Source organism: Rhodococcoides kyotonense, from assembly GCF_001645385.1.
In the GTDB taxonomy this organism is placed as follows: domain Bacteria; phylum Actinomycetota; class Actinomycetes; order Mycobacteriales; family Mycobacteriaceae; genus Rhodococcoides; species Rhodococcoides kyotonensis_B.
Window position 1 is genome coordinate 175,511 of the sequence record NZ_LVHI01000004.1, and the last position, 23,106, is coordinate 198,616.

General features: G+C 65.1%; 24 protein-coding genes. 10 read left to right on the forward strand and 14 right to left on the reverse strand.

Annotated features, from left to right (window positions below):
- Positions 1-44 precede the first annotated feature (44 nt).
- Positions 45-1,325 carry a phosphatase PAP2 family protein gene (locus tag A3K89_RS03995; RefSeq protein WP_240931388.1) on the forward strand — a complete coding sequence of 427 codons (1,281 nt, stop codon included), beginning with the start codon at positions 45-47 and terminating at the stop codon, positions 1,323-1,325.
- Here the strand turns inward: A3K89_RS03995 and mnhG are convergent.
- The 6 genes from mnhG to A3K89_RS04025 are packed head-to-tail and all read right to left on the reverse strand — an operon-like array spanning position 1,297 to position 7,645.
- The gene (gene mnhG / locus A3K89_RS04000) at positions 1,297-1,632 is read right to left on the reverse strand and encodes a monovalent cation/H(+) antiporter subunit G (protein ID WP_068422096.1); all 336 of its coding nucleotides are present in this window, start codon (positions 1,630-1,632) and stop codon (positions 1,297-1,299) included. The two genes, A3K89_RS03995 and mnhG, sit on opposite strands and share 29 nt — an antisense overlap.
- Positions 1,629-1,886: a monovalent cation/H+ antiporter complex subunit F gene (locus A3K89_RS04005; protein ID WP_068422099.1), complete on the reverse strand. Its 258-nt coding sequence runs from the start codon at positions 1,884-1,886 to the stop codon at positions 1,629-1,631. Before A3K89_RS04005 ends, mnhG begins: the two co-directional genes overlap by 4 nt.
- The gene (locus A3K89_RS04010) at positions 1,883-2,527 is read right to left on the reverse strand and encodes a Na+/H+ antiporter subunit E (protein ID WP_068422102.1); all 645 of its coding nucleotides are present in this window, start codon (positions 2,525-2,527) and stop codon (positions 1,883-1,885) included. Before A3K89_RS04010 ends, A3K89_RS04005 begins: the two co-directional genes overlap by 4 nt.
- Positions 2,524-4,164, reverse strand: a complete 1,641-nt coding sequence (locus tag A3K89_RS04015; RefSeq protein ID WP_068422105.1) for a Na+/H+ antiporter subunit D — start codon at positions 4,162-4,164, stop codon at positions 2,524-2,526. Before A3K89_RS04015 ends, A3K89_RS04010 begins: the two co-directional genes overlap by 4 nt.
- Positions 4,161-4,805, reverse strand: coding sequence for a Na(+)/H(+) antiporter subunit C (locus tag A3K89_RS04020; RefSeq protein ID WP_068422107.1), 645 nt, complete (start codon positions 4,803-4,805; stop codon positions 4,161-4,163). Before A3K89_RS04020 ends, A3K89_RS04015 begins: the two co-directional genes overlap by 4 nt.
- The gene (locus A3K89_RS04025; protein ID WP_068422110.1) at positions 4,802-7,645 is read right to left on the reverse strand and encodes a Na+/H+ antiporter subunit A; all 2,844 of its coding nucleotides are present in this window, start codon (positions 7,643-7,645) and stop codon (positions 4,802-4,804) included. Before A3K89_RS04025 ends, A3K89_RS04020 begins: the two co-directional genes overlap by 4 nt.
- 257 nt (positions 7,646-7,902) lie before the next feature.
- Here A3K89_RS04025 and A3K89_RS04030 point away from each other — a divergent pair, with 257 nt between their 5' ends.
- Genes A3K89_RS04030 through A3K89_RS04045 form a run of 4 tightly spaced genes read left to right on the forward strand, consistent with a single transcriptional unit; the run spans position 7,903 to position 9,903 of the window.
- On the forward strand, positions 7,903-8,244 hold the full coding sequence (locus A3K89_RS04030) for an ArsR/SmtB family transcription factor (RefSeq protein WP_068422113.1): 342 nt from the start codon (positions 7,903-7,905) through the stop codon (positions 8,242-8,244).
- Positions 8,237-8,707, forward strand: a complete 471-nt coding sequence (locus A3K89_RS04035; protein ID WP_068422116.1) for an SRPBCC family protein — start codon at positions 8,237-8,239, stop codon at positions 8,705-8,707. Before A3K89_RS04030 ends, A3K89_RS04035 begins: the two co-directional genes overlap by 8 nt.
- On the forward strand, positions 8,704-9,099 hold the full coding sequence (locus A3K89_RS04040; protein WP_346764459.1) for an NUDIX hydrolase: 396 nt from the start codon (positions 8,704-8,706) through the stop codon (positions 9,097-9,099). The genes A3K89_RS04035 and A3K89_RS04040 overlap by 4 nt, the downstream gene beginning before the upstream one ends.
- Positions 9,100-9,150: 51 nt before the next feature.
- On the forward strand, positions 9,151-9,903 hold the full coding sequence (locus A3K89_RS04045) for an isocitrate lyase/PEP mutase family protein (protein WP_068422120.1): 753 nt from the start codon (positions 9,151-9,153) through the stop codon (positions 9,901-9,903).
- 44 nt (positions 9,904-9,947) lie between these two features.
- Here A3K89_RS04045 and A3K89_RS04050 read toward each other — a convergent pair whose 3' ends face one another.
- The 7 genes from A3K89_RS04050 to A3K89_RS04080 all read right to left on the reverse strand — a co-directional run bounded on the left by A3K89_RS04050 (position 9,948) and on the right by A3K89_RS04080 (position 16,086).
- Complete coding sequence (locus A3K89_RS04050) at positions 9,948-12,086, reverse strand: AAA family ATPase (protein WP_068422122.1); 2,139 nt, start codon at positions 12,084-12,086, stop codon at positions 9,948-9,950.
- Positions 12,083-12,943: a CDP-diacylglycerol--serine O-phosphatidyltransferase gene (pssA, locus tag A3K89_RS04055; RefSeq protein WP_068422124.1), complete on the reverse strand. Its 861-nt coding sequence runs from the start codon at positions 12,941-12,943 to the stop codon at positions 12,083-12,085. The genes A3K89_RS04050 and pssA overlap by 4 nt, the downstream gene beginning before the upstream one ends.
- Before the next feature lie 8 nt (positions 12,944-12,951).
- Complete coding sequence (locus A3K89_RS04060; protein WP_068422127.1) at positions 12,952-13,668, reverse strand: phosphatidylserine decarboxylase; 717 nt, start codon at positions 13,666-13,668, stop codon at positions 12,952-12,954.
- 103 nt (positions 13,669-13,771) lie between these two features.
- A complete protein-coding gene (locus A3K89_RS04065; RefSeq protein ID WP_068422131.1) occupies positions 13,772-14,041 on the reverse strand; it encodes a GlsB/YeaQ/YmgE family stress response membrane protein in 270 nt (89 codons plus the stop codon).
- Between the two features lie 76 nt (positions 14,042-14,117).
- Positions 14,118-14,573 (reverse strand): SRPBCC family protein, encoded by a 456-nt coding sequence (locus A3K89_RS04070; protein ID WP_068422298.1) that lies wholly within the window; start codon positions 14,571-14,573, stop codon positions 14,118-14,120.
- Between the two features lie 138 nt (positions 14,574-14,711).
- Entirely contained in the window at positions 14,712-15,224 is a 513-nt protein-coding gene (locus tag A3K89_RS04075; protein WP_068422134.1) for a hypothetical protein, read from the reverse strand.
- A gap of 64 nt (positions 15,225-15,288) precedes the next feature.
- Positions 15,289-16,086, reverse strand: coding sequence for a DUF1206 domain-containing protein (locus A3K89_RS04080; protein WP_068422137.1), 798 nt, complete (start codon positions 16,084-16,086; stop codon positions 15,289-15,291).
- A 386-nt stretch (positions 16,087-16,472) separates the two neighbouring features.
- Between A3K89_RS04080 and A3K89_RS04090 the strand changes: the two genes are divergently transcribed.
- From A3K89_RS04090 to A3K89_RS04110, 5 genes are read left to right on the forward strand one after another with little or no spacing between them, the layout of a single operon-like run.
- Positions 16,473-18,128, forward strand: coding sequence for an FAD-dependent oxidoreductase (locus A3K89_RS04090; RefSeq protein WP_068422143.1), 1,656 nt, complete (start codon positions 16,473-16,475; stop codon positions 18,126-18,128).
- The gene (locus A3K89_RS04095) at positions 18,125-19,561 is read left to right on the forward strand and encodes an ATP-binding protein (RefSeq protein ID WP_068422146.1); all 1,437 of its coding nucleotides are present in this window, start codon (positions 18,125-18,127) and stop codon (positions 19,559-19,561) included. The genes A3K89_RS04090 and A3K89_RS04095 overlap by 4 nt, the downstream gene beginning before the upstream one ends.
- Positions 19,558-19,908: a UBP-type zinc finger domain-containing protein gene (locus tag A3K89_RS04100; RefSeq protein ID WP_068422151.1), complete on the forward strand. Its 351-nt coding sequence runs from the start codon at positions 19,558-19,560 to the stop codon at positions 19,906-19,908. The genes A3K89_RS04095 and A3K89_RS04100 overlap by 4 nt, the downstream gene beginning before the upstream one ends.
- A 1-nt stretch (position 19,909) precedes the next feature.
- Positions 19,910-20,329, forward strand: a complete 420-nt coding sequence (locus A3K89_RS04105) for a DUF1801 domain-containing protein (protein ID WP_068422154.1) — start codon at positions 19,910-19,912, stop codon at positions 20,327-20,329.
- On the forward strand, positions 20,326-21,000 hold the full coding sequence (locus A3K89_RS04110; protein ID WP_068422156.1) for a GOLPH3/VPS74 family protein: 675 nt from the start codon (positions 20,326-20,328) through the stop codon (positions 20,998-21,000). The genes A3K89_RS04105 and A3K89_RS04110 overlap by 4 nt, the downstream gene beginning before the upstream one ends.
- A gap of 80 nt (positions 21,001-21,080) precedes the next feature.
- Here the strand turns inward: A3K89_RS04110 and A3K89_RS04115 are convergent, their stop codons facing one another.
- Positions 21,081-22,952, reverse strand: coding sequence for a BCCT family transporter (locus A3K89_RS04115; RefSeq protein ID WP_068422301.1), 1,872 nt, complete (start codon positions 22,950-22,952; stop codon positions 21,081-21,083).
- Positions 22,953-23,106 lie beyond the last annotated feature (154 nt).

A 23,106-nucleotide genomic window follows, 5' to 3' on the forward strand; every position in this document is an offset into this window, starting at 1 on the left:
ACGGCGTGCTCCAGGGAGAAGAGCGCGCCCTCACGGGCTCGCAGATGTCGGGGTCCCTGCGTCCCTTCGCGATCGGTGCTGCCGTCGTCGCGGTGTCGTTGTTGTCGCTGCAACTCGTGGCGTCGCGCTACGGTTTTTCCGGTCCATTGCCGAGCATCGTGAACGACTTCGTCGGCACCCCCAAATCGATGGCGGTCCCGTGGGGCGGGCTCGCTCTGGCGTTGGTCGGGGTCGCGGCTCGCGTGCGCGTGTGGGCGTTGGCGAGCGCGGTGGCCATCGATCTCGTCGGGATCGTCGTACGACTCGACGCGGGACTGCCGTTCTCGGTCGGCAATGGTGCCGTCATCGTGCTCACCGGTCTCGCGCTGTACGCCGTCGCACGTCGTGATCCGCGCGGACTGAAAGCTGCGTGCCTCGGGGGTCTGCTGATCCTCGCGACCAAGATCGGCGACGTGTGGCTGCAGATCACGACGATCGTGCGACCCTACGTTCTCGACGAATACGCCCAGCTCGCCGATCACGCGCTCGGCAACCCGTCGTGGCTCGTGGGCAGCGCACTCGCCGAGCTCGGACCCGGTGTCTACGCGGTGCTGCACTGGGTCTACATCCAGCTGCCCGTCGCCGCCATCGCGATCGCGATCTACCAGCTCCGAGGCGTGACCACCGGGGCGTGGCCGTCGCACTATCTGGTTCGCACGTTCCTGCTGATCGGCATCGTCGGCCCGATCTTCTACATTCTGTTTCCCGTGGTCGGTCCGGTGTTCGCGTTCGGTCCGGATGGCGACGGCTTCCAACTCGGCAACTTCTGGCCGACGGTCGTGCCTTTCGACGGCACCCCGTCGGCCATCGGATTCGACGGCGAGACGCCGCGCAACTGCATGCCGAGCCTGCACACCGCGTGGGCACTCGCGCTCTTCGTGCATTCCCGACGCGGCCCGTGGTGGTTGCGGCTCGGTGGAACCGCATGGCTCGTCTGCACCCTCGCGGCGACGCTCGGATTCGGCTACCACTACGGCGTCGACCTCGTTGCAGGCGTCGTACTGTGTCTGACGCTCGAGTCGATCCTGCGCGACCCGGAACGTGGTTGGGACCGCGCTCGGGTGCGGCTCGTTGCGTTCGGGGCGATGATCATGGTCGTGCTTCTGCTGAGCTACCGCTACCTGGCCGTGCAGTTCGGCAACTATCCCGAGCTGTTCGGTCCGCTGATCCTCGTGCTGATGGGCGCCGTCGTCGGCATGTTCTACGCGACGTTCTTCGCCGCCCCGGGAACGGCGCTGGCCACGTGGGGCGGCCGGCCTAGTCTCCGTCCGACTCCATCTCGTTGACGATGAGCAGCCCGTCGCGTCCGCGCTGTTCTCGGTAGGCGACGCGGCCGACGACGTGCGCGATGACAGGTGCGGTCACGAGAGTGAAGATGCCGACGAGCACGAGCATCCAGATGTCGACGTTGCCCCGCAGTTCGATGACGGCACCCGCCAGCACGAGCAGTAGGCCGACGACCTGAGGCTTGGTCGCCGCGTGCATGCGCGACAGTGTGTCCGGGAATCGGACGATGCCGACTGCAGCGGTGAACGCGAGCGTCGCGCCGAGCAGAATCAGGATCGCCGAGATCACTTCCAACAACATGTTCATTCGTCCCTCACCCGGAATCGTGCGACGCTGACCGAGCCGATGAAGCTGACCAGCGACAGTGCGACGATCGAGGGGACGATCGTCGTGTCCTTGCTGTAGACCGACCACACCGCGAGTCCGCACATCGACACCGCGAGGATGGTGTCCATCGCGACGAGTCGGTCGAGGGTGCTCGGGCCGTCGAGCAGGCGGTACGCCGTGACGACGGCGGCCGCGACCAGCAGGATGCCGGCGATGGCGAGAACGATCGTCACGACCAGTTCCCCTTTCGCTCGTCGTCGGTCTTCTTGTCGTCTCGGCCTTCGCGGTACGTCGTCACGTCGTCGCCGAGAACGCCGTGGTAGCGCTCGTACTCCTGGAAGTGCAGCGGACTCGGCTTCCAGTCGGAGTCACGCTCGAAACCGGCGATGAAGAGCTTCTCCAGATGTCGTACGTACGCGTAGAACGAGTCGACGGCCTTCTGGCTGCCCATGTCGAGGACGTGAACGTACAGCAACCTGCGGGTCTGGTCGATCTCGAGCACCATCGTTCCCGGCACCAGATTCATCGCGTCGACGAACAGAGTCAGCACGAGGTCCGACTTGATCGCGATACGGCACCGCAGCACGCCGGTGACCGGGGGCGCCTTCGGCCGCACCGCGAGCCATGCGACGTTCACACTCGACTCGGCGGCGTAGTAGAAGAACCACGCGGTGAGCTTGATCAGGGACCACACGTGGACGCGACCCTCGACCGGAACCTTCGGCAGCGGCAGCAGCACCATGATGAGGACTCCGACGGCGATGCCGCCGAGGATGTTCGCGGGACTGACGTTGCCCCACAACAACACCCAGACGGCCGTCAGCCACGCGAGGATCCACAGTCGAAGCAGTACGAAGCGGTTGAGGAATGTCATCGGCCTGCCTCTTCTCCCGCGACCTGATCCATCGTCTTGTCCCCGAGGAACTCGGCGCCTCGCACCGCGTCGATGTACACCGAGCGATCGCGTAGGTCCGCGGCCGCACGATCGCTGATGTCGATGATGCGACCGGCGAACACCGTCAACGCCAGCCCGACCGCGACGAGCCCGATCGTCGGGATCAGCATGAACGCGGGCATGCGGCCCACGTCCTCCCGGTCGGCGAGCTGGATGTCGCTCGAATCGTCGAGCAGCACCGACGGGCTGTTGTCGGCCAGGTCGCCCTCCGGAGCATCCGCACGCGCACGCCAGAACGCCTTCGTCCAGACGCGGGCCATGACGTAGAGCGTGAGCAGGCTGGTCACCGTGCCGCCTGCGACGAGAATCCACGCGAGGACGCTGCCCTGCGCGCTACCGGCCTGCAGGAGCGCCACCTTGCCGATGAACCCGGAGAACGGCGGAATGCCGCCGAGGTTGAGCGCCGGGATCAGGAAGATGATCGCGAGAACGGGACTCGCGGCAGCGAGACTGCCGAGGCGTCGCAGCGACGACGATCCGGCCTGCCGTTCGATCAGACCGACCACCAGGAACAGCGTCGTCTGCACGATGATGTGGTGGGCGACGTAGTAGATCGCACCGGACAGACCCGACTGCGTCGACAACGCGACACCGAACACCATGTAGCCGATGTGGCTGACGAGCGTGAAGGACAGCAGTCGTTTGATGTCGCTCTGCGCAATGGAACCGAAGATGCCGACCAGCATCGTCAACAGGCCACACACCATCAGCACGTTGTCGAGGCTGCCGTCCGGGAAGAGCAGCGTGTGCGCGCGAATGATCGCGTACACACCCACCTTGGTGAGCAAACCGGCGAACACCGCGGTCACCGGGGCAGGTGCCGTGGGGTAGGAGTCGGGAAGCCACGTCGACAGAGGGAAGACCGCGGCCTTGATACCGAATGCGACGAGAAGAACCGCGAAGATCGCCGTTTTCGTACCCGACGGCACGTCGTCGAGGCGGGTGGCCATGTGTGCGAGATTCAGCGTGCCCGTCGCCGCGTAGACCAGTGCGATGCCGAACAGGAAGATCAGCGACGACACCATCGACACCATGACGTACGAGACACCGGCTCGCACGCGGTCGGCGCTCGCACCGAGAGTCAGCAGCACGAACGACGCGGCCAGCAGGACTTCGAATCCGACGAACAGGTTGAAGAGGTCACCGGCGAGGAACGCGTTGCAGACGCCCGCGCTCAGTGCGAGATAAGTCGGCAGGAAGATCGAGACGGGCTGGTTCTCGTTGCCGTCGCGAATACCCTGACCGATCGAGTAGACCATGACGGCCAGCAGCACGATCGCGCTGACCAGAAGCATCAACGCCGACAGGCGATCGACGACGAGCGAGATGCCGATCGGCGACTCCCAGCCACCGACCTGTAGCGCGAACGTGCCGTCGCGGTCGGCCAGGAAGAGCAGCAGGGCGGACACGACGACGACGGCCGTCAGCGCGACGACGGTGATGAACCGTTGCACCCGCGGACGACGACCCGCGATCAGAGTCAGTGCGGCGGCGAAGAGCGGGATGAGGACGGGCAGGGGAGTGAGGGCGGAGATGGCGCCGACGGGGATGGTCATTTCGCGCCTCCCTTCTTCCGCTTCGTCTTCTGACCGCTGCGTTCTGCGGTTCGGTCTTCTTCTGCGCTGTCGATTCCGTCGAGGCCTTTCATCTCGGGTTCGTCGTCGTCGTCGTCGAAGTCACCGTCGTGCAGATCCTCGTAGCATTCGAGATCCTCGAGGTTCTTGAGGTCCTCGATCGGAATCGGGTTGCCGTCGGAGTCGAACGCGTCGCCGCCGAAACTCGGCTCGCCGGTGACGGGGTCGTCGGACCGGTCGCGGTCGGGCATCTCGGCCATCGACCGGCGCTTGGAGACCTTGGTGTCCTCGGGGTCGTTCTCGACGTCGTCCTTCGTGTTGAGCGTGAAGGAGCGATACGCGAGCGCCAGGACGAACGCCGCGATACCCATCGTGATGACGATTGCGGTCAGAATCATGGCCTGCGCCAACGGATCTGCCATCGTGTCGTGAATCGACGTCGTGCGCCCGACGATCGGCGGGGTACCCGTCGGGCCTCCCACCGTCAGCAGGAGGATGTTGATTCCGTTGCCGAACAACAGAAGTCCGAGCAGCATCTTGGTGATCGAGCGTTCCAGAAGCAGGTACACCCCCGTCGCGACGAGGATGCCGACGACGATCAGCATTCCGAGGTTCGCGATCATCGGGCGTTCACCTGGCTCTGCATCTCCACCTGTGCATCGAGACGTGCACCGAGACTTCGGAGTACGTCGAGTACGAGACCGACCACGATGAGGTACACGCCGAGGTCGAAGAACAGCGCGGTGACCAACTTGATGTCACCGAGCACCGGCAGCGTCAGCTCGATCGTCGCCGACGACAATGCGGGCGCGCCCAGGAACATCGACGCGATCGCCGTTCCCGACGCGAAGATCAGACCGAGGCCGAGAATCTTGCCCGCGTCGATCGGAACTGCTTCGCCGAGTTCGTACCGACCACCGGCGAGGTAACGGAGAACGAGGGCGAGACCTGCCGTCAGGCCGCCCGCGAATCCGCCTCCCGGCGCGTTGTGACCGGAGAAGAAGAAGTACACCGACAGCACCATGATCGTCGGGAAGATCAGACGCGTCGTGACCTCGAGGATCAGCGAGCGATGCCGCGGATCGATCAGGTCGCCGCCGAGCAGCCACGTCGTATCGGTGCCGACGCCGCCGTCGGACTGCGTGGCCGGGGCGTCGGACACCCGCGGTGCGCTGCCGAAGCGACGGTTGCGGAACACGAGGCTCGCGACGCCGGTCGCAGCGACGAGGAGCACCGAGATCTCGCCGAGGGTGTCCCACGCACGAATGTCGACCAGCAGCACGTTGACGATGTTCTTGCCGTCGCCGAGGTAGTAGGCCGCGTCGGGGAGTTGCAGCGAGATCGGCTCCGCGCTGCGCGCGTTCATCGCGAACGCGCCGAGAACGGTGACGGTGACGCCGACGGCGATGGCCAGCGCCGCCCGCGGGAGGCGTGAACCGGCCGAGCCACGGTCGTCGACCTCGGCGGGCAGCTTGCGCAGCACGAGCACGAAGACGACGAGCGTCAGCGTCTCGACGAGGAACTGCGTCAGCGCCAGGTCGGGTGCGCCGTGGACGGCGAAGATGACGCCGCAGCCGTAACCGGTGAGTCCGACGAGGATGACGCTGGCCAGACGGTTGCGCATCACCGTCGCGCCGAGGGCGCCGGAAATCATGATGAGCGAGACGATGACCTGCAGCGGAGTGTCGAACCAGACGAAGTTCAGACCCGGTTCGCGTCCGAAGGCGAGCAGCAGCATCGGCAGCAGAACCAGCGTGAGCAGGATGGTTCCCTGCGTCAGAGGAAGCGAACCGCGCTGCGTGGTGCCGGTCAGTCGGAGCGAGATGGTGTCCATCGACTTCAGAACCGAGTCGTAGACGCGGTCGGCGTTGCCGAGTGGCGGGTGCTCGAACTTCAGGCGGTTGACCATGCGGTGCGCGATGAAGAGGGACACACCACCGACCACGACGATGACCGTCAGACCCAGCGGCAGGTTGAATCCGTGCCACAGCGACAGGTGGTACGACGCCTGGCCGTATGCGTCGAGCGTGCGCGCGTACGGGCTGACAAGGGTGTCGACGACCGGCGAGAAGATGCCCGACACCAGACCGAGCACCGCGAGGAATGCAGGCGCCGCCATGAAGAGGGCCGTCGGCGCGTGCATGTTCTTGACGGCCGGGCTCGGTCGCTTGAGCTGCTTGCGGCCGAACGCTCCCCACACGAAGCGGATGCTGTAGGTCACGGTGAGGATGGAACCGACGACCAGGCCGGTGACGACGAGCACGCTGACGGTCGGGTTCAGGACCGGCGTCTCGATCACCGCGGACAGCGCCGCTTCCTTGCCGACGAATCCGAGGAACGGCGGCAGACCTGCCATGCTGGCGGCAGCCAACGCGGCGATGACGGCCAACCACGGGGCCTTCTTGCCGAGGTGGGCGAGCTTACGGATGTCGCGGGTGCCGGTCGTGTGGTCGATGATGCCGACGACCATGAACAGCGTGGCCTTGAACATCGCGTGCGCGACGACCATCGTCAGACCCGCCAGCATCGCCTTCTCGGTACCGATCCCGACGAGGACCATCAGAAATCCGAGCTGACTGACGGTGCCGAACGCGAGGACCAGTTTGAGGTCGAACGCGCGCAGCGCTCGCCAGCCGGCCAGGATCATCGACAGCAGTCCGAGCGAGATGACCGTGGCGCGCCACGGCCCGGAGTCGGCGAAGCCGGGCGCCATCCGTGCGACGAGATAGATACCGGCCTTGACCATGGCCGCGGCATGCAGATAGCCACTGACGGGCGTCGGTGCCGCCATCGCGCCCGGCAGCCAGAAGTGCATCGGAACGATGGCCGATTTCGACAATGCACCGATCAGGATCAGGACGATCGCGACGCCGGGCAGCCATCCCGACGGGGCGTCGGCGACGACGTCGGACAGGTTGTAGCTGCCGGCGACCTGACCCAGGACGATGATGCCGACGAGCATCGCGAGGCCACCGGCGGTGGTGACTAAGAGGGCCTGCGTCGCGGCACGGCGTGACGAGGCACGTTCGGCGTAGTGGCCGACCAGCAGGAACGACAGGACGGTCGTGATTTCCCAGAAGGTGTACAGGACCAGCATGTTGTCGCTGGTGATGAGACCGAACATGGCACCGGAGAACGCGACCATCTCGGCGGCGAAGATGCCGAGGCGCGGCTCGTCGTCCTCGAAATAGCGGGCGCAGTAGAGCAGAATGAGCGCGCCGATCCCGAGGACCAGCACCGACATGATCGCGGCCAGTGAGTCGAAGCGCATGTCGACGTTCATCGACAGGCCGGGGGCCCACTCGATGCTGAGGAACTGTTCGGTGTTCCAGTTCGCGACGACCCAGACCAGACTGACGAGCGGAACGAGCGCGAGTGGGAAGAATGCGTTACGGCCCCACCAGCGAACCAGAAGCGGAGCGAGCACGGCCGCGACCGTGTGCGCAATCAAAATAGCGAGCAAAAAGGTACTCCGTCGTCTCGGGTCGCGTCACCCTCGACGGGTGACGCGGTGGTCGTTGGGCGGCGTCGAGTAGGCGAACAAAACGAGAAATCAAGCTCGCGAGCCGTGTGCTCGGCCGGCGAGTATGGGTTGGCTCCCATATTACTTTGCGTGGCCGCGCGGCTCTCGACTGGTGCAAAAAGGACAGACCTGTTGACGGCGAGGGCGTCGGCGCCTACCGTAATCAACGTATGGATTGATAAAGGAGTTGGTTGATCATGAGCGTCACGGACGACAGGCTCGACGGGGCGTTCATGGCGCTCGCCGATCCGGTTCGGCGTGCCATCGTCGCCCGACTCAGTCGTGGGCCGTTGACGGTGAACGATCTCGCCGAACCGTTCGAGATCAGCAAGCAAGCCGTCTCACGGCACATTCAGGTTCTCGAGGCGGCAGGGCTCGTGACCCGGTCACGCGACGCGCAGCGTCGTCCGGTTCATCTGGACTCGGCGCGCCTCGAGGAGCTGACCGCATGGATCGACAAATACCGCATCATCCACGAACAGCAGTTCAGGAAGCTCGATGCACTGCTGGCCAACGACAAGGACTACGGCAATGACTAATCCCGTGACCATCACCGTGCCCGACGGCGTCCCGTTCATCACGATCACGCGTGAGTTCGACGCGCCCGTCGACGCAGTTTTTCGCGCCTACCGAGACCCCGAGCTCGTGGTGCAGTGGCTCGGACCGAACGGCTACGACATGAAGCTCGACACCTACGACTTCTCGACGGGAGGCCGTTACCGCTACGTGCACACCGACCCGGAGGGGGCGACGTTCGCCTTCAACGGTGTCTTCCACGTCGTGCGTGAGAACGACTTCGTGATTCAGACGTTCGAGTACGAGGACGTTCCCGACGTCGTCAGTATCGAGTCGATCACCTTCGTCGATCTCGGCGACGGACGCACTCGCATCGAAGGGCAGAGCACCTTCCCGTCGATCGAGGCGCGCGACGGCATGGCCCAGAGCGGTATGGAGAAGGGCGTCACCGAGGGGTACGAGAGATTGGATACCTTGCTTTCGTGATTCGTACCGCTGGGTTGGCGTATGTGAGAGACCGTCGAATGCTCCAGGCGCGCTCGACCGGGAAAACCGCGTTCTACATGGCAGGCGGGAAGATCGACCCCGGTGAGACGCCCGAGCAGGCTCTGCATCGGGAGATACGCGAGGAGTTGGATGCCGACGTCGTCGACGCCCGGTTCCTCGGCGTCTTCGCCTGCGACGCGTGGGGGCATCCGTCCGGGACCCCGCTCGAGATTCATTGCTTCGTCGCCGAGCTGGGTTCCGAGCCGGTGCCGACCAGTGAGATCGCCGAGATCAGGTACTTCACGCGGGACGAGTACGCGGCGATGCCCGACGTCGCTCCCGGCTCGCTCATGGTGTTCGACCATATGAAGAAGCTCGATCTGATCGACTGAAGCAGGTACGGTGTGGGAGAACGTACGTTCTCCCAACCTTTAGGAGCTTCAATGTCGAGCTTGGCGCAGAAGGCAACAACCCTCCTCGAACTCCACAAGCCGGGTGACCCGGTCGTTCTCCCCACGGTGTGGGATGCCTGGTCCGCGAAGCTCGCCGTCGATGCGGGATTCACCGCGCTGACCGTCGGAAGCCACCCGGTGTCCGATTCGATCGGTAAGCCGGACAACGAGGGCATCACGTTCGACGAGTTGCTCGCGCGCATCTCGCAGATCACCGCGGCCGTCGACGTTCCGCTGTCCGTGGACATCGAGTCGGGATACGGCGAAGATCCGAAGCGTCTGATCGACGGCTTGATCTCGGCCGGTGCAGTCGGCCTGAACATCGAGGACACCGTGCACAGCGAAGGTGGTCGTCTGCGTGAGGCGCAGGAGCATGCGGACTTCGTCGGTGCCCTGCGTGCGGCGTCGGACGCAACCGACGTGCACGTGGTGCTGAACGCGCGCACCGATCTGTTCGTCAAGCAGGTCGGTGACGAGAGCGATCGGGTCGAGCGCGCCATCGAGCGGATGAAGCTCGCCGCGGCTGCCGGGGCGGACTCGTTGTACCCGGTCGGCTTCCACAGCGACGACGACTACAAGCGTCTCGTCGAGGGACTTCCGTTGCCGGTCAACGCAATTGCCAACCCGGCCGACGGCGACCTCTCGCACTTCGCGTCACTCGGCGTGGGGCGCATCAGTTTCGGCCCGCTGTTCCAGGGTGCACTCGCCGGTGAGGCGTCGAAGTTGTTGGCGCGCTGGCGCTGACGCGCCCCGTGCGTGCGAATGTACAGCCCGCTGTACATTCGCACTCACGACCCGTAGGCCTCCAGGTGCGCCACTTGCTCGGGATCGAGCGAGGGGCGCACCGTTTTTCGCGCGGTCTCGACGTCGTCGCCCGTGACGAACGCGGCATCCAACGAGCGGCGCATGGCCGTCAGCGCGGCCTCTCGCAGGAGCGCGGAACAGTCGGCGGCCGAGTAGCCGTCGAGGTCGGTGGCGAGCAGATCGAGGTCGACGTCGTCGGACAGCGGCACGGATTTGCTCGACGCACGCAGGATGTCGGCCCGCGCCTCCGCGTCGGGCGGCGGGACGAACACGAGGCGTTCGAGCCTGCCCGGACGCAGCAGTGCGGGGTCGATCAGGTCCGGTCGATTGGTCGCCCCGAGCACGACGACGTCACGTAGCGGTTCGACGCCGTCCAGTTCGGTCAGCAGTGCCGCGACGACGCGATCGCCGACGCCGGAATCGCTGGTCTGCCCGCGTCGAGGTGCCAGTGCGTCGACCTCGTCGAGGAAGATCAGTGACGGCGCCGAGTCGCGCGCACGCTGAAACAGCTCGCGCACAGCCTTTTCCGACGACCCGACCCACTTGTCCATCAGCTCGGCGCCCTTGACGGAATGGACGCTCAGCTGGCCCGAACTTGCCAGCGCGCGCACGAGGAACGTCTTGCCGCAGCCGGGAGGGCCGTAGAGCAGCACGCCTCGGGGCGGCTCGATTCCCAAGCGAGAGAACGAATCCGGATGCCGCAGCGGCCACAGCACGGCCTCGGTGAGTGCCTGTTTCGTCTCGACCATGTCGCCGACGTCGTCGAGGGTGAGGCTGCCGATCGCCAATTCCTCTGCGCCGGAACGAGACAGTGGACGAATGACGTCGAGGGCGCCCAGCAGATCCGATTGAACGAGCTGCGGGTCCGACCCCTCGGAGCTCGCCCGCGACGCGGCCCGCAACGCAGCTTCTCGGACCAGTGCAGCCAGATCGGCGACGACGAAACCCGGTGTCCTGGCGGCTATCTCGCCGAGCGAGAGTCCGTCGGTCGGCGCCGTGCGCAACAGGTGTTCGAGCAGGGCGGACCGTCCAACGGCGTCGGGAAGTGACAGCGTCAGTTCGCGGTCGCAGAGATCCTGCGCGCGGAGCCGAGAATCGGTGGCCTCGGGGTGTGCGGTCGTGGCGACGAACGCCAAGCCTGCAGTGTCCACCGCGCGGCGGAGCTGATCGAGCACGAGGGTCGACGCGGGTTCGGCCGTGGCGGGCAACAGGGCATCGATGTCGGTGATCAGCAGGACGCCCGAGCCGGCGAGACCGTCGATCGCCGAGGAGACGGCGTCGACACGCGCGGATGCGTCCAACGCGCCGATCGACGGGCCGTCGAGTTCTGCGACGGTACGACCGGCGAGGACCGCGCGGGCGAGTGTGGACTTTCCGACGCCCGCGGGTCCGGTGATCAGGACGCCGAGGTGCGCCGACGCGCCGAGCCGCGCGAGCAGCTCCGACTCGTCGAGCGCCAGACGCAGCCATTCGGACAGCTTCGCCTGCTGTGCGGACACCCCGACCAGTTCGGTGACCGGCAGCGCGGCCGGGGTGTCGCGTGCAGTGGTGGGTGTGGACGCCGGTGCTTCGCCCCAGCTGACCGCCGTGTTCGGTTGCACGCTGACCGGACCCGACGGCGACGTGCTCGACACCGTCAGCAGTTCGCTCGTCCACGTGAAGCCGAAGGTTCGAGAGAGTGCCAGCGTCGCGGCAGTGGTGCTCGTGCCCGGGCCGAGGTCGCGGGGCAGGAGCGAAACCGTATCGCCGACGGTGACCACCTTGCCGAGCAGCGCTTGGCGCAACGTCGACTCGGAGATCGAACCCGTCGCCAGCGCCGAACCGCTGACCGTCACCGTCTTCGCGCCGTAGACCGTTACCGGTGCGACGGCGATGGAACCGTCTTCCTTGATGCCCGCGTTCGACAGGGTGACGTCGTCGAGCAGGGCCGTCCGGGGCGGCGTTCCGTCCGGCGCGCGTCCGGCGACCGCGGCCGTGCGACGCGCACCGATCACCGCGATGGCGTCCCATTCGCGGATTCCGAGCGCGGCCAGTACCTCCGGGTGCAGCCGAACGACGCCGCGTCTGGCGTCGGCCGCCGATGTGTTGAGTCGTGCCGTGAGGACCAGCTCCGGGGCTGTCACTGCGGCCCTCGGGGTCGACGCAGACCCAACCGGGCTGCGGAGCGACGCGTGTTACCGGGGGCGCGTCGGATCGCGCGACGCTCGGCGCGACGCTCGGCGGGTTTCGCCTCCCACGCGTAGGGACGGGCCGCGACCCATCGCTGCGAGCGCACGGCGAACGGAATGTGGATCAGGTAGACGAGTACCAGGACCATCAGCAGGATCAGCGGGTAGGTGATCAACGCTGCGGCTGCGAGTGCGACGAGGATGAGCAGCGCGGCGGCCATGCGGGGAGGAACGGATACGGTCTTGAGCGCGAGCGTCGGGATGCGGCTGACCGCCAGCCCCGCTGTGAAGAGCGTCCACCCGACGACGACGTAGAACGACGCCCACCAGCCGTCGCCCCATTCCTGGAACGCCGCGATCGGAGCCAACACGATGAGGGCGCCCGCGGGAGCCGGCACGCCGGTGAAGTACTCGCGGGCGTAGGCCGGTGTGTTGTCGTCGTCGAGCAAGGTGTTGAAGCGAGCCAGGCGCAGGACCATCGCGACGACGTAGATCAGCGCGATGATCCAGCCGGCGCTGCTGCCTTCGAGCAGTGTCACGTACAGCACCAGGGCGGGTGCGACACCGAAGGAGATGGCGTCGGCCAGCGAGTCGAGTTCGGCGCCGATCTTGCTGGTGGCGTCGAGCAGGCGGGCGATTCGCCCGTCGAGGGCGTCGAGAATCGCAGCGGCACCGATCATCGCCAGCGCGACACCGAGTTCGCCGTCGAGCGCGAACTTCAGCGCGGACAACCCGGCGCACAACGCCAGAATCGTCACCACCGACGGCAGGAGTCGAACAGCAGCGGGAGGTCGCGCTCGTCTGGTGATCATCGCACCGACTATCGGGGGAGTTCGGCAAGCACGGTTTCGGCCCCGACTGCGCGCTGACCGCGCTCGACGAGCAACTCGGTGCCCGCGGGGAAGTACGTGTCGAGGCGAGATCCGAATCGGATCAATCCGTACGTGTCGCCGATGGTCAACGTATCGCCGACCTTCGCGTTGTTGACGATGCGGCGGGCGATCAGACCGGCGATCTGTACGACGGCGACGTCGTGGCCCGACGGCGTACGAATGTGCATGCTGTTGCGCTCGTTCACCTCGCTCGCCTCGGCGAGGTCGGCGGACTTGAACTGGCCGCGCCGATGCACGACCTCGATGACCTCGCCACCGACCGGAACACGCTGAACGTGCACGTCGAGGACGGACAGGAAGATGCTGACGCGCGGCACCGGCGTCGTGCCGAGATCGAGCTCGGCCGGCGGAACCGCGGTGTCGACGAGCGTGATCAAGCCGTCGGCAGGGGCCACTACGACGCCCGGTCGATTCGGTGGGACGCGGCCGGGGTGGCGGAAGAACGTGGCGCACGCACCGGCGGCGGTCAGGCCTGCGCGACGCACCCACTTGTGCCTGCGTCCGAGAGCGGCCACAGCCAGCGGGCCTGCGACGAACGGAAGTCCTGCGGGGTGCATCGGCGGGACGGTGTCACGAATCAACTCGACGAAGTGTGCTGCGCCGGTGCGCTGTTCCTGACCGATCGGGGTGGGACGGCGTGCCACTTCGCTCCTTCTTCTCGTGCGTGTTCAGGGCCCGACGAAACGACAGCTGCCGGGGCCTCACAGAGTACGTGAGATGCCCCGGCAGCTGCGTGTGCGCTGTGGGTCAGACCCTCGATCGGCCGGTGACGAGCTTGACCAGGAACAGCAGGATCACTGCTCCGAGCAGGCAGGTCAGGAAGCTGAAGATGAGTCCGCCGCCTTCGACGTCGACGCCGAAAGCCTTGAGTAGCCAACCGCCGATCAGGCCGCCGATGATGCCGACGACGATGTTCAACAGAATGCCCATCGATGCATCCGTCTTCATGATCTTGCTACCGATCCAGCCGGCGAGTCCGCCGATGATGATCCAGCCGATGATTCCTAGGCCCAACATGTGGTGCCCCCTCTTGTGTGTGCCGTGGGTATTGCTCACAGGGGGTGCCCGGGTGGTCGGCGGTTGAAACCTTGACTTAGCTTCGTTCGCTCTCCGTCTTGATGCGCTGCAGGGTCCGGTTCATGCCGTCGACGAGTTCCACGTCGAATTGTTCGATTCCGCCGAGCACGTTCTTCACGAGGAACGTCGAGACCGCGCTGGTTCCCGTCGGTGCTTCACGCTTCTCGACGACGGTGGTACCGCCGTCCTTCGGGGTCAGGGTGTACGACCAGATGGTCTTGTTCTCGTTGACGCGGAACGCGATCGACTTGTTCGGCTCGAAGTCGACGACCTTCGACGTCGTAGGCCAAACGAGCAGGCCCTTCTTGTTGACGTTCAGTGTGGTCGTGCCCTTGCGGACATCGCCGCCGAACACCTTCATCAGCTTGCACTGCGGGCTCCACTCACCCATGCGCTTCAGGTCCGAGACGATCGCCCACACCTTGTCCGGGCTGGCGTCGACGTCGATGCTGGCTTCGAGGGTCTTGCTCACGCGTTCCTCCATCAGGGTTGGTGCTACCTATAGTCACACACACTTCCCCGAAGTGTGGGCAGGATGTCCCAGTCGTCCGCCGCAGATCAGGAAAACCTGCTGACAGCCGGACAAGTGGGACACCACACCCACCCGGCGTCAGAGCTTCCCGAATGCCACGCCCTTGTACGTCCAACCGCACGCGAGGACGGCGTCCTGGATCGGCTTCTTCAGCTCACCGGTCGAGAAGCGGTAGTTGTACACCTGCCCGTACTCGAGCTGCTCGGTGAACGCGTAGGCCGTTCCGAACTGGACGGACGACTTCTGGCCCCGGAACTTCTCCGCGGACGCGGTCAACGAAGGCACCCCTGCTCGCCATTCGACGGCCCACTCCTCGTCCACACCGCGCACCTCGTCGGTGGCCGGGTCGAGCTTCAGCAGAATGCGAAAGACTTTCGACAGTGACGCCTTGGCGAAGATCTCGTACCAGCGCGCGTCGACGATGCGCCACTCCGCGACGAGGTCGACGCCCTCGGCCGATCCGTCGCGGATGACGAACGGCGCGCTCGGACGGTTGACGGCCATCAGTGCGGCGTACACCTCGTCAGGTCTGCGGGCCGGAATGTCTGCGGACGGACGCTTCGTGCCGGTGAACATGTCGAACAAACCCACTGTGGTCTCCTCGTATCTCGTGTGAGAACACGATGACCGGTGAGGCTTGGAATCGACTTGGAGGCTACATCTTCGCGTGCCGTGCGAGCACGAATGCGTACAACCCGTACAGCGCGATGCCGACGCCGGCGAGGACCAACAGAACCTGGCCGAAGGGCTGTTCACCCAGAGTCTTGACGGCACCGTCGACGCCGGTCGCCTTGCTGGGATCGGAGGTGAAGACGGCGACGATCACGAGCGCACCCGTTCCGACGAGCGCGATTCCCTTCGCCGCGTATCCGGCGATCCCGAGACGTTCGACGCCTTTGCCGGTGTGGCCCTCGAGATCGTCGAGGAAGTTCTTCGACACTCCCTTGTAGACGTGGTAACCACCGACGCCGATGATCACGAGTCCGACGACGATCAGCACGAACTTTCCGAAGCCGTTCTCCATCAGTCGTGCGGTGGTCGACGCGTTCTGTTCGCCGCTCGATTTGCCGGATCCGCGCGCGAAGCCGAACGTGGACCATGCGAAAGCGATGTAGACGACGGCGAGCGACGCGGCCTTGAAGCGGTCCATCGCGCTGCCCTCGTCGGCGTCCGACTTCTTGCCGACGATCGCCTCGACGATCCGCCACAACGCGAGCGCGACGAACGCGACGAACGCGATCCACAGTGCGATGGACCCGCCGGGTTTGCTGCCGAGCTCGGCGAGTGCACCGGACTGGTCGGCGTTGCCTCCCTGCCCGAACGCGAGTCGGATCGCGATGTAACCGATGAGAATGTGCAGTAAGCCGCTGACGAAGTGGCCGCAGCGAGCAGCCTTTTCGAATGCGCTGTTCTGTTGTACGCGCTCGGCCGCGTTACTTGCGTTCGTGTTCATATTTCAGCCCCCGAATCCGTGTGGTGCGCGGCGTACCCCAGCCGACGACATGTTCAAACACGCTCCGCGCGCCTACGAGCTTTCCGGTAACACGAGGCGAACACTGGTCGATAGAACGAACGAGAAATTCAGGCCAATCAGAAGTTGTTCGGAGTGATCGATCGTGAACTTTCCAACGATCTTGCGTCGTTCCAGGGCGGGAGTGCCGCTTCTGGAGTCCGCGCGTATGACCGGAAGTCCCCGTACGTGGCCGAGTGAGAAGCTCGAACGCCTCTTGACTCCTCGCGAGATCGACATGGTCAGACGAGGGCTGGTGTAAGTCCTCGGCGCTGACCACTCCGGAACGGCATAATCGGTGCGTAACGAACCGGCTGTTCTGGAGGGTCATGAAGCCTGCAATTCTCAGCGTGGACGACGACCCGGGGGTCTCTCGATCCGTCGCACGCGATCTGCGCCGTCACTACGGCGAGAAGTACCGCATCATCCGGGCCGAGTCCGGAGCGCAGGCGCTCGATGCATTGAAGGAACTGAAGCTGCGCGGTCAGCCCGTCGCGGTGCTCTTGGCCGACTATCGCATGCCGCAGATGAACGGCATGGAGTTCCTCGAACAGGCGATGGACCTGTACCCCTATGCGCGCCGCGTGCTGCTCACGGCGTATGCCGACACGGACGCGGCCATCGAGGCGATCAACGTCATCGACCTCGACTACTACCTGCTCAAGCCGTGGGATCCGCCCGAGGAGAAGCTCTACCCGGTGCTCGACGCCCAGCTGGAGGCATGGGCGTCGTCGAACCACCGGCCGGTGGAAGAGACCAGGATCATCGGCCATCGCTGGTCGGCACGGTCGTCGGAGGTTCGCGAATTCCTGGCTCGCAATCAGCTGCCGTATCGCTGGTACATGGCCGACGAACCCGAAGGTGCCCGCCTGTTGACGTCGGCGGGTGTCGACGACACGGTGTGTCCGGTCGTCGTCACAGCCGAAGGTAAGGCGCTCTGTTCGCCGACCGACGCCGAACTCGGCGATCACCTCGGCTTGACGACCACACCGTCGAACGCGTTCTACGACCTCGTCGTCATCGGTGGTGGTCCCGCCGGATTGGGTGCTGCCCTGTACGGGGCGTCGGAAGGACTGCGCACGACGCTCATCGAGCGCACCGCGACGGGTGGTCAGGCCGGCCAGAGCTCGCGCATCGAGAACTACCTCGGATTTCCCGACGGAGTTTCCGGCGCTCAACTGGCCGAGCGGGCGCGTCGGCAGGCATTGAAGTTCGGCGCCGAGGTGGTGACGACGCAGGACGTCGTCTCGTTGGAAGCGAACGGCGCTGCCCGGACGGTTCGTTTCGCCGACGGCAGCAGCATCGATGCGCAGACGGTCATCTTGTCGACGGGCGTCGCGTATCGGCAGTTGACGACGCCGGGCATCGAGAATTTCACGGGTCGCGGCGTCTTCTACGGTTCGGCGATGACGGAGGCCACGCGCTGCGCCGAGCAGGACGTCTACATCGTCGGCGGTGCGAACTCGGCAGGCCAGGCTGCGGTGTATCTGGCCCGCGGCGCGAAATCGGTGACCATTCTGATTCGCGCGCAGTCGCTCGAGGCGTCGATGTCGTACTACCTGATCAAGCAGATCGAGGAGAACCCGAAGATCACGGTGCGCACGTGCACCGAAGTCGTCGGCGTCGGCGGCGACGATCACCTCGAATCGATCACGCTGCACGACCGCGTCACCGACACGGACGAGACCGTTCCCGCGCAGTACCTGTTCCTGTTCATCGGCGCGGCGCCGCGCACCGACTGGCTCGACGGCTTCGTCGAGCGTGACGAACACGGTTTCGTCGTGACGGGTCCCGACCTGGTGGTCGACGGCAAAGCCCCGAGCGGGTGGGACCGCGAACGGCTTCCGCACCACCTGGAGACGAGCGTTCCCGGCGTCTTCGCGGCGGGCGACGTACGGTCCGATTCGGCGAAACGCGTCGCGTCGGCGGTAGGAGAAGGAGCGATGGCCGTCATGCTCGTGCACAGATATCTGGCGAACCCATGACCGCCCAGTGCTCTCCGGACGAGCTGAAGACGCTGTTCCTGTTCGAGCATCTGACCGACGACCAGCTGGAGCGACTGTGCCAGGAAGGGCACGTCGAGATCATCGAGCCCGGCCCGGTGTTCGCCGAAGGCGATCCGGCCACGTGCTTCTACGTACTGATCGAGGGATCGCTGGTGCTGTCGAAGCTGTCCGGCGGCGAGGATCTTGTCATCAACCGGACGTCGCAGCGCGGTGTGTACGCGGGTGCATGGCAGGCCTATCTCCGTGACCGGGTGCCGCAGGTGTACCCGGGTTCCATGCGGGTCACCGAGCGGTCGAGGTTCTTCGTGCTCGATGCGGACTGCTTCGCCGAGATCGTCTCCGAGTGGTTTCCGATGGCTTTGCACCTGCTGGAAGGACTGTTCTTCGGAAGCCGCAACACCAAGCAGATCGTCGAACAGCGAGAGCGTCTGCTTGCGCTCGGCTCGCTGTCCGCGGGACTGACGCACGAGCTGAACAACCCGGCCGCGGCGGCCGTACGTGCGACGTCGGCGCTGCGCGATCGCGTCGCACACATGCGGCAGAAGCTGAAGATGATCGCCAACGGTTCGCTGGACCCCGGCTCGTTGACGTCGCTCGTCGGACTGCAGGAGGAAGCCGTCGAACTGGTCGCGAAGGCTCCCAAGCTGTCGCCGCTCGAGGCGTCGGACCGCGAGGACGAGCTGGGCGACTGGTTCGACGATCACGACATCTCGGGTGGCTGGGACATCGCGCCGACGTTCGTGCAGGCGGGCCTCGACGTGGCGTGGCTCGACAAAGTCGTTGCGACCGTGGACGATTCGCAGCTACTCGAAGGCGCGATTCGATGGCTCAACTACACCGTCGAGACCGAGTTGCTGATGAACGAGATAGCCGACTCGACAACGCGTGTGTCGACGTTGGTCGGTGCTGCGAAACAGTATTCGCAGATGGATCGGGCGCCGTACCAGACCGTCGACATTCGTGATCTGCTCGACAGCACGTTGGTGATGTTGGCGCGCAAGATCGGTGACGACATCACCGTGGTCAAGGACTACGACGCATCGGTCCCGCCGATCCCCGCGTACGCCGCCGAGCTGAACCAGGTGTGGACCAACCTGATCGACAACGCGGTACAAGCGATGGCAGGCGAGGGCACGTTGACGGTACGGACGCGTCGCGACCACGATCAGGTGCTGGTCGAGGTGTGCGACACGGGTTCCGGTGTGCCGGAGGATATTCAGTCTCGAATCTTCGAACCGTTCTTCACCACGAAACCCGTGGGGGAGGGGACCGGACTCGGACTCGACATCTCATGGCGCATCGTCGTCAAGAAACATCGAGGCGACCTGTCCGTGCAGTCCGTTCCCGGTGACACCCGATTCGTCGTCAGGCTCCCGATCGAGCCTGCAGCAGCGCCAGAGGAGGATCGATGAGCGAACACATTCCCGGAATCGACACCGAGGTCGCACCGTCGGGGCCAGGGTGTCTCGAATGTTCCGAAGCGAGCGGATGGTGGTTTCACCTGCGGCGCTGCGCGCAGTGCGGCCACATCGGGTGCTGCGACTCCTCGCCGTCGCAGCATGCGAGCAAGCACGCCGAGAGCACGGGCCACCAATTCATTCGCAGTTACGAACCGGGGGAGACCTGGTACTACAGCTACGCCGACGAGACGATGTACGACGGACCGGAACTGGCCCCGCCGCAACATCATCCACTGGACCAGTCGACGCCCGGCCCTGCGGACCTGGTGCCGTCGGACTGGCAGCGATACCTCAACTGACATGGGCGAGAACAAGACCGCGGCGACGGACGTCGACGCGCTCGCATGGCTGCAGGCCGTCGAACATCCCGTGCGGCGTGCCGACGGCCTTGCGCTGCACGACATGATGTCTCGCGTCACCGGCGAGCCTGCTGTCATGTGGGGGCCGTCGATGGTCGGTTACGGCGAGTATCACTACACGTATGCCAGTGGGCGCGAGGGAGATTCGTTGGCCGTCGGTTTCTCGCCGCGAAAGACATCGCTCGCGCTGTACGGCCTCACGTACGCACCCAGGGCGAAGGCCATGCTGGAGCAGCTGGGCAAGCACAAGGCGGGCGCGGGGTGTCTGTACGTCAACAAGCTCGCCGACGTCGACACCGCCGTGCTGGAGAAGATGATCGAGGTGTCCTATCCCTACGTGATCGGTACTCTCGGGACATGACGCTCATCGCGGAGGACGTGTTCGTGCTTCTGGTCGACGATGTGTCCGGCAGACCGATCGTCGACAGCACCAAGTTCCCGAGGGTGCTCGCCGGTGCAGTGGTGCTCGAGCTCGCGATGAGTGGGGCGGTGCGTCTCACGGGCAAGGGCGAGCAGGTCAAGGATGGCCGGCTGGTCGTGTCCGGCCCGCCGCCGCAGGACGAATTGCTCGCCCGCGCACATGCGTTCGTGGGTACGCAGAAGAATCCACCGAAGCCGCAGAAGGTCATCGAGAAGCTGCAGCGAAACCTGAACAAGGAACTGGGATCTCGTCTCGCAGCGCAGGGTTCGGTCATCGAAGAACGCAAGAACGTTCTCGGACTGTTCCCGACGACCACCTGGCCCGCTCGGGATACGACGCACGAGAACCGGCTTCGTCAGTGGATCGGCAGCGCGATCGTCGACGGCACCACCCCGACCGCGCCGATTTCGGCATTGATCTCACTGTTGTCGGCCGTCGACGCGATACACAAGGTGCTACCGGGCGTGGACAAGAAGGCAGCGAAGAAACGCGCCAAGGAGATTGCCGAGGGTGACTGGGCCGGTGCGGCGGTCCGCAAAGCGGTGCAGGACGTCAACGCCGCGGTCATGACGGCGATCATCGTGCCCGCGGTCGTGGCGGGGTCGTCCTAGCTGTAGGCGAGCACGTCACCGTTCGCTCCGAACGACGAAGGGGCCCGGCTGATGCCGGGCCCCTTCGTGGGTTCGAGGACTTAGGAGTTCGACTGGGTCTGTCCCTCGTGCGATTCCGCGAATTCCGGGGTATCGAACACCTCACCACCGAGCGGGTCGACGAGACCGTCGTTGCCGGAGTACTCGACTGCGCCGGTCTCGGGGTGGACCTCCAGCGCTTCCGTCGGCACCTCGTGCACGGCAAGGACCATTGCGCCGTTCGTCGGTGTCGCGAGCCCCGCTGTCGACGGTACGAGACCCGAAAAGGTCGACGAGATGCCGCCTCCACGAGGTCGTTTCGCTGCCGCGCCGTTGCCGGAACCGTCGCCGTTCTCGGAGGCGGTGTTGGCTTGGGTGACTCGCACGTAGCGCGGCGTCGTGGCGACGTCGTACCGGAATGCCTTGAGCAGCGACACACATGCGAGCACGAGGACCACCGAGAACGGAACCGCTGTCGCGATCGACATGGTCTGCAACGCGGTCAACGAACCTGCTCCGCCGATGAGAAGCAGCACCGCGGCGACGATGCCCTCGAGAACGGACCAGTACACGCGGGTCACCTTGGGTGTTTCGAGATCTCCTCCGGTGGACAGGATGTCGATCACCAGAGATCCGGAGTCCGAGGACGTGACGAAGAAGAAGACGATGACGAATATTGCCAAGACGCTCGTCACGATGCCGAGAGGCAGACCGCCGAGCAGCTGGAAGAGGGTCGTGTTGGTGTCGACTGCACCGTCGACGAGAAGGTCGCCGTCGTTGCGCTGACGCAGGATGCCTGCGTCTCCGAAGATCGTGAACCACAGCGAGCCGATGATCGTCGGTGCCAGGAGCACGCCGAACACGAACTCACGGATGGTGCGGCCTCGTGAGATACGTGCGATGAACATGCCGACGAACGGCGCCCAGCTCATCCACCAGCCCCAGTAGAAGATGGTCCATGCTCCTGCCCAACCGTCGTCGGCGAAAGGCGATGTGCGAAGCATCAGTTCGGGCAACGCCTGCGCGTACCCGCCGAGGTTCTGAACCCAGGACTTCATCAGGAACAGAGTCGGACCGAGGAGAAGGACGAAGAGCGCGAGGCCGGCAGCGAGACCCATGTTGATGTTCGACAGCCACTTGAGCCCCTTGGTCACGCCGGACACCACGGAGAACGTCGCGAGTCCCGTGACGACGACGATGAGCCCGACGACGAGCCAGTTGTCGGTCTCGACCCAGCCGAGGTAGTCGAGCCCGGCGGAGATCTGTTGAACGCCGAAGCCCAGAGACGTGGCGACGCCGAACAATGTGCCGACGATGGCGACGACGTCGATCGCATGACCGATGACGCCTTCGATTCGTTCGCGGCCGAGCAGAGGCTCGAGGAGCCACCGGATGGAGAGGGGACGACCTTTGCGATACGTCATGTACGCGAGTCCGAGACCGACCACGACGTAGATCGCCCACGCATGGAGACCCCAGTGGAAGAGCGTCAACTCCATGGCTTGATTGGCCGCCGCGTCGGTCGATCCGGCGATGCCACCGGCTTCGGGCGGAACCACGTAGTGCGACAACGGTTCTGCCACACCGTAGAAGACGAGGCCGATGCCCATTCCTGCGCTGAACAACATCGCGAACCACGACAGCACACCGAATTCGGGCTTCTCGTCGTCGCGGCCGAGGCGAATGTTGCCCACCCGACTCACTCCGCAGTACACCGCGAACACGACGAATCCGGTGGCGGCGAGGATGTACCACCAGCCGACGCCGTCCGTGATCGCCTTGTTGAGAGACTCGAACGCGCCCTCGGCGGTGCCGGCGAAGACGATGGTGAACGCGATCATCACGAAGATGATGACGGAAGCCGGGATGAAGACGGGTTTTCGAAGTCCGTTCCACGCTTCCGAGACGGCGTTGGGCTTCTTCGGGGAATTCAAGATTTCCGTCCTCACAATTTCGTATGCGAATCGTGGACGGCGGCCGATGCGAGGTCGCAACCATGCCGGGCCGACCACTCTCGGGTTCTCGTGCTTATCTCTAGTTTGGGTCAAGTGCCGGTAAACACCATAACGGACCGATGGAATGCAGGCG

Excerpts from the sequence above, each read along its gene's own strand:
- A3K89_RS03995 (WP_240931388.1), top strand. The coding sequence starts at position 45 with ATGTCGGGGTCCCTGCGTCCCTTCGCGATCGGTGCTGCCGTCGTCGCG.
- mnhG (WP_068422096.1), bottom strand. The coding sequence starts at position 1,632 with ATGAACATGTTGTTGGAAGTGATCTCGGCGATCCTGATTCTGCTCGGC.
- A3K89_RS04010 (WP_068422102.1), bottom strand. The coding sequence starts at position 2,527 with ATGACATTCCTCAACCGCTTCGTACTGCTTCGACTGTGGATCCTCGCG.
- A3K89_RS04015 (WP_068422105.1), bottom strand. The coding sequence starts at position 4,164 with ATGACCATCCCCGTCGGCGCCATCTCCGCCCTCACTCCCCTGCCCGTC.
- A3K89_RS04020 (WP_068422107.1), bottom strand. The coding sequence starts at position 4,805 with ATGATCGCGAACCTCGGAATGCTGATCGTCGTCGGCATCCTCGTCGCG.
- A3K89_RS04030 (WP_068422113.1), top strand. The coding sequence starts at position 7,903 with ATGAGCGTCACGGACGACAGGCTCGACGGGGCGTTCATGGCGCTCGCC.
- A3K89_RS04035 (WP_068422116.1), top strand. The coding sequence starts at position 8,237 with ATGACTAATCCCGTGACCATCACCGTGCCCGACGGCGTCCCGTTCATC.
- A3K89_RS04045 (WP_068422120.1), top strand. The coding sequence starts at position 9,151 with ATGTCGAGCTTGGCGCAGAAGGCAACAACCCTCCTCGAACTCCACAAG.
- pssA (WP_068422124.1), bottom strand. The coding sequence starts at position 12,943 with ATGATCACCAGACGAGCGCGACCTCCCGCTGCTGTTCGACTCCTGCCG.
- A3K89_RS04065 (WP_068422131.1), bottom strand. The coding sequence starts at position 14,041 with ATGTTGGGCCTAGGAATCATCGGCTGGATCATCATCGGCGGACTCGCC.
- A3K89_RS04080 (WP_068422137.1), bottom strand. The coding sequence starts at position 16,086 with ATGAACACGAACGCAAGTAACGCGGCCGAGCGCGTACAACAGAACAGC.
- A3K89_RS04090 (WP_068422143.1), top strand. The coding sequence starts at position 16,473 with ATGAAGCCTGCAATTCTCAGCGTGGACGACGACCCGGGGGTCTCTCGA.
- A3K89_RS04095 (WP_068422146.1), top strand. The coding sequence starts at position 18,125 with ATGACCGCCCAGTGCTCTCCGGACGAGCTGAAGACGCTGTTCCTGTTC.
- A3K89_RS04100 (WP_068422151.1), top strand. The coding sequence starts at position 19,558 with ATGAGCGAACACATTCCCGGAATCGACACCGAGGTCGCACCGTCGGGG.
- A3K89_RS04105 (WP_068422154.1), top strand. The coding sequence starts at position 19,910 with ATGGGCGAGAACAAGACCGCGGCGACGGACGTCGACGCGCTCGCATGG.
- A3K89_RS04110 (WP_068422156.1), top strand. The coding sequence starts at position 20,326 with ATGACGCTCATCGCGGAGGACGTGTTCGTGCTTCTGGTCGACGATGTG.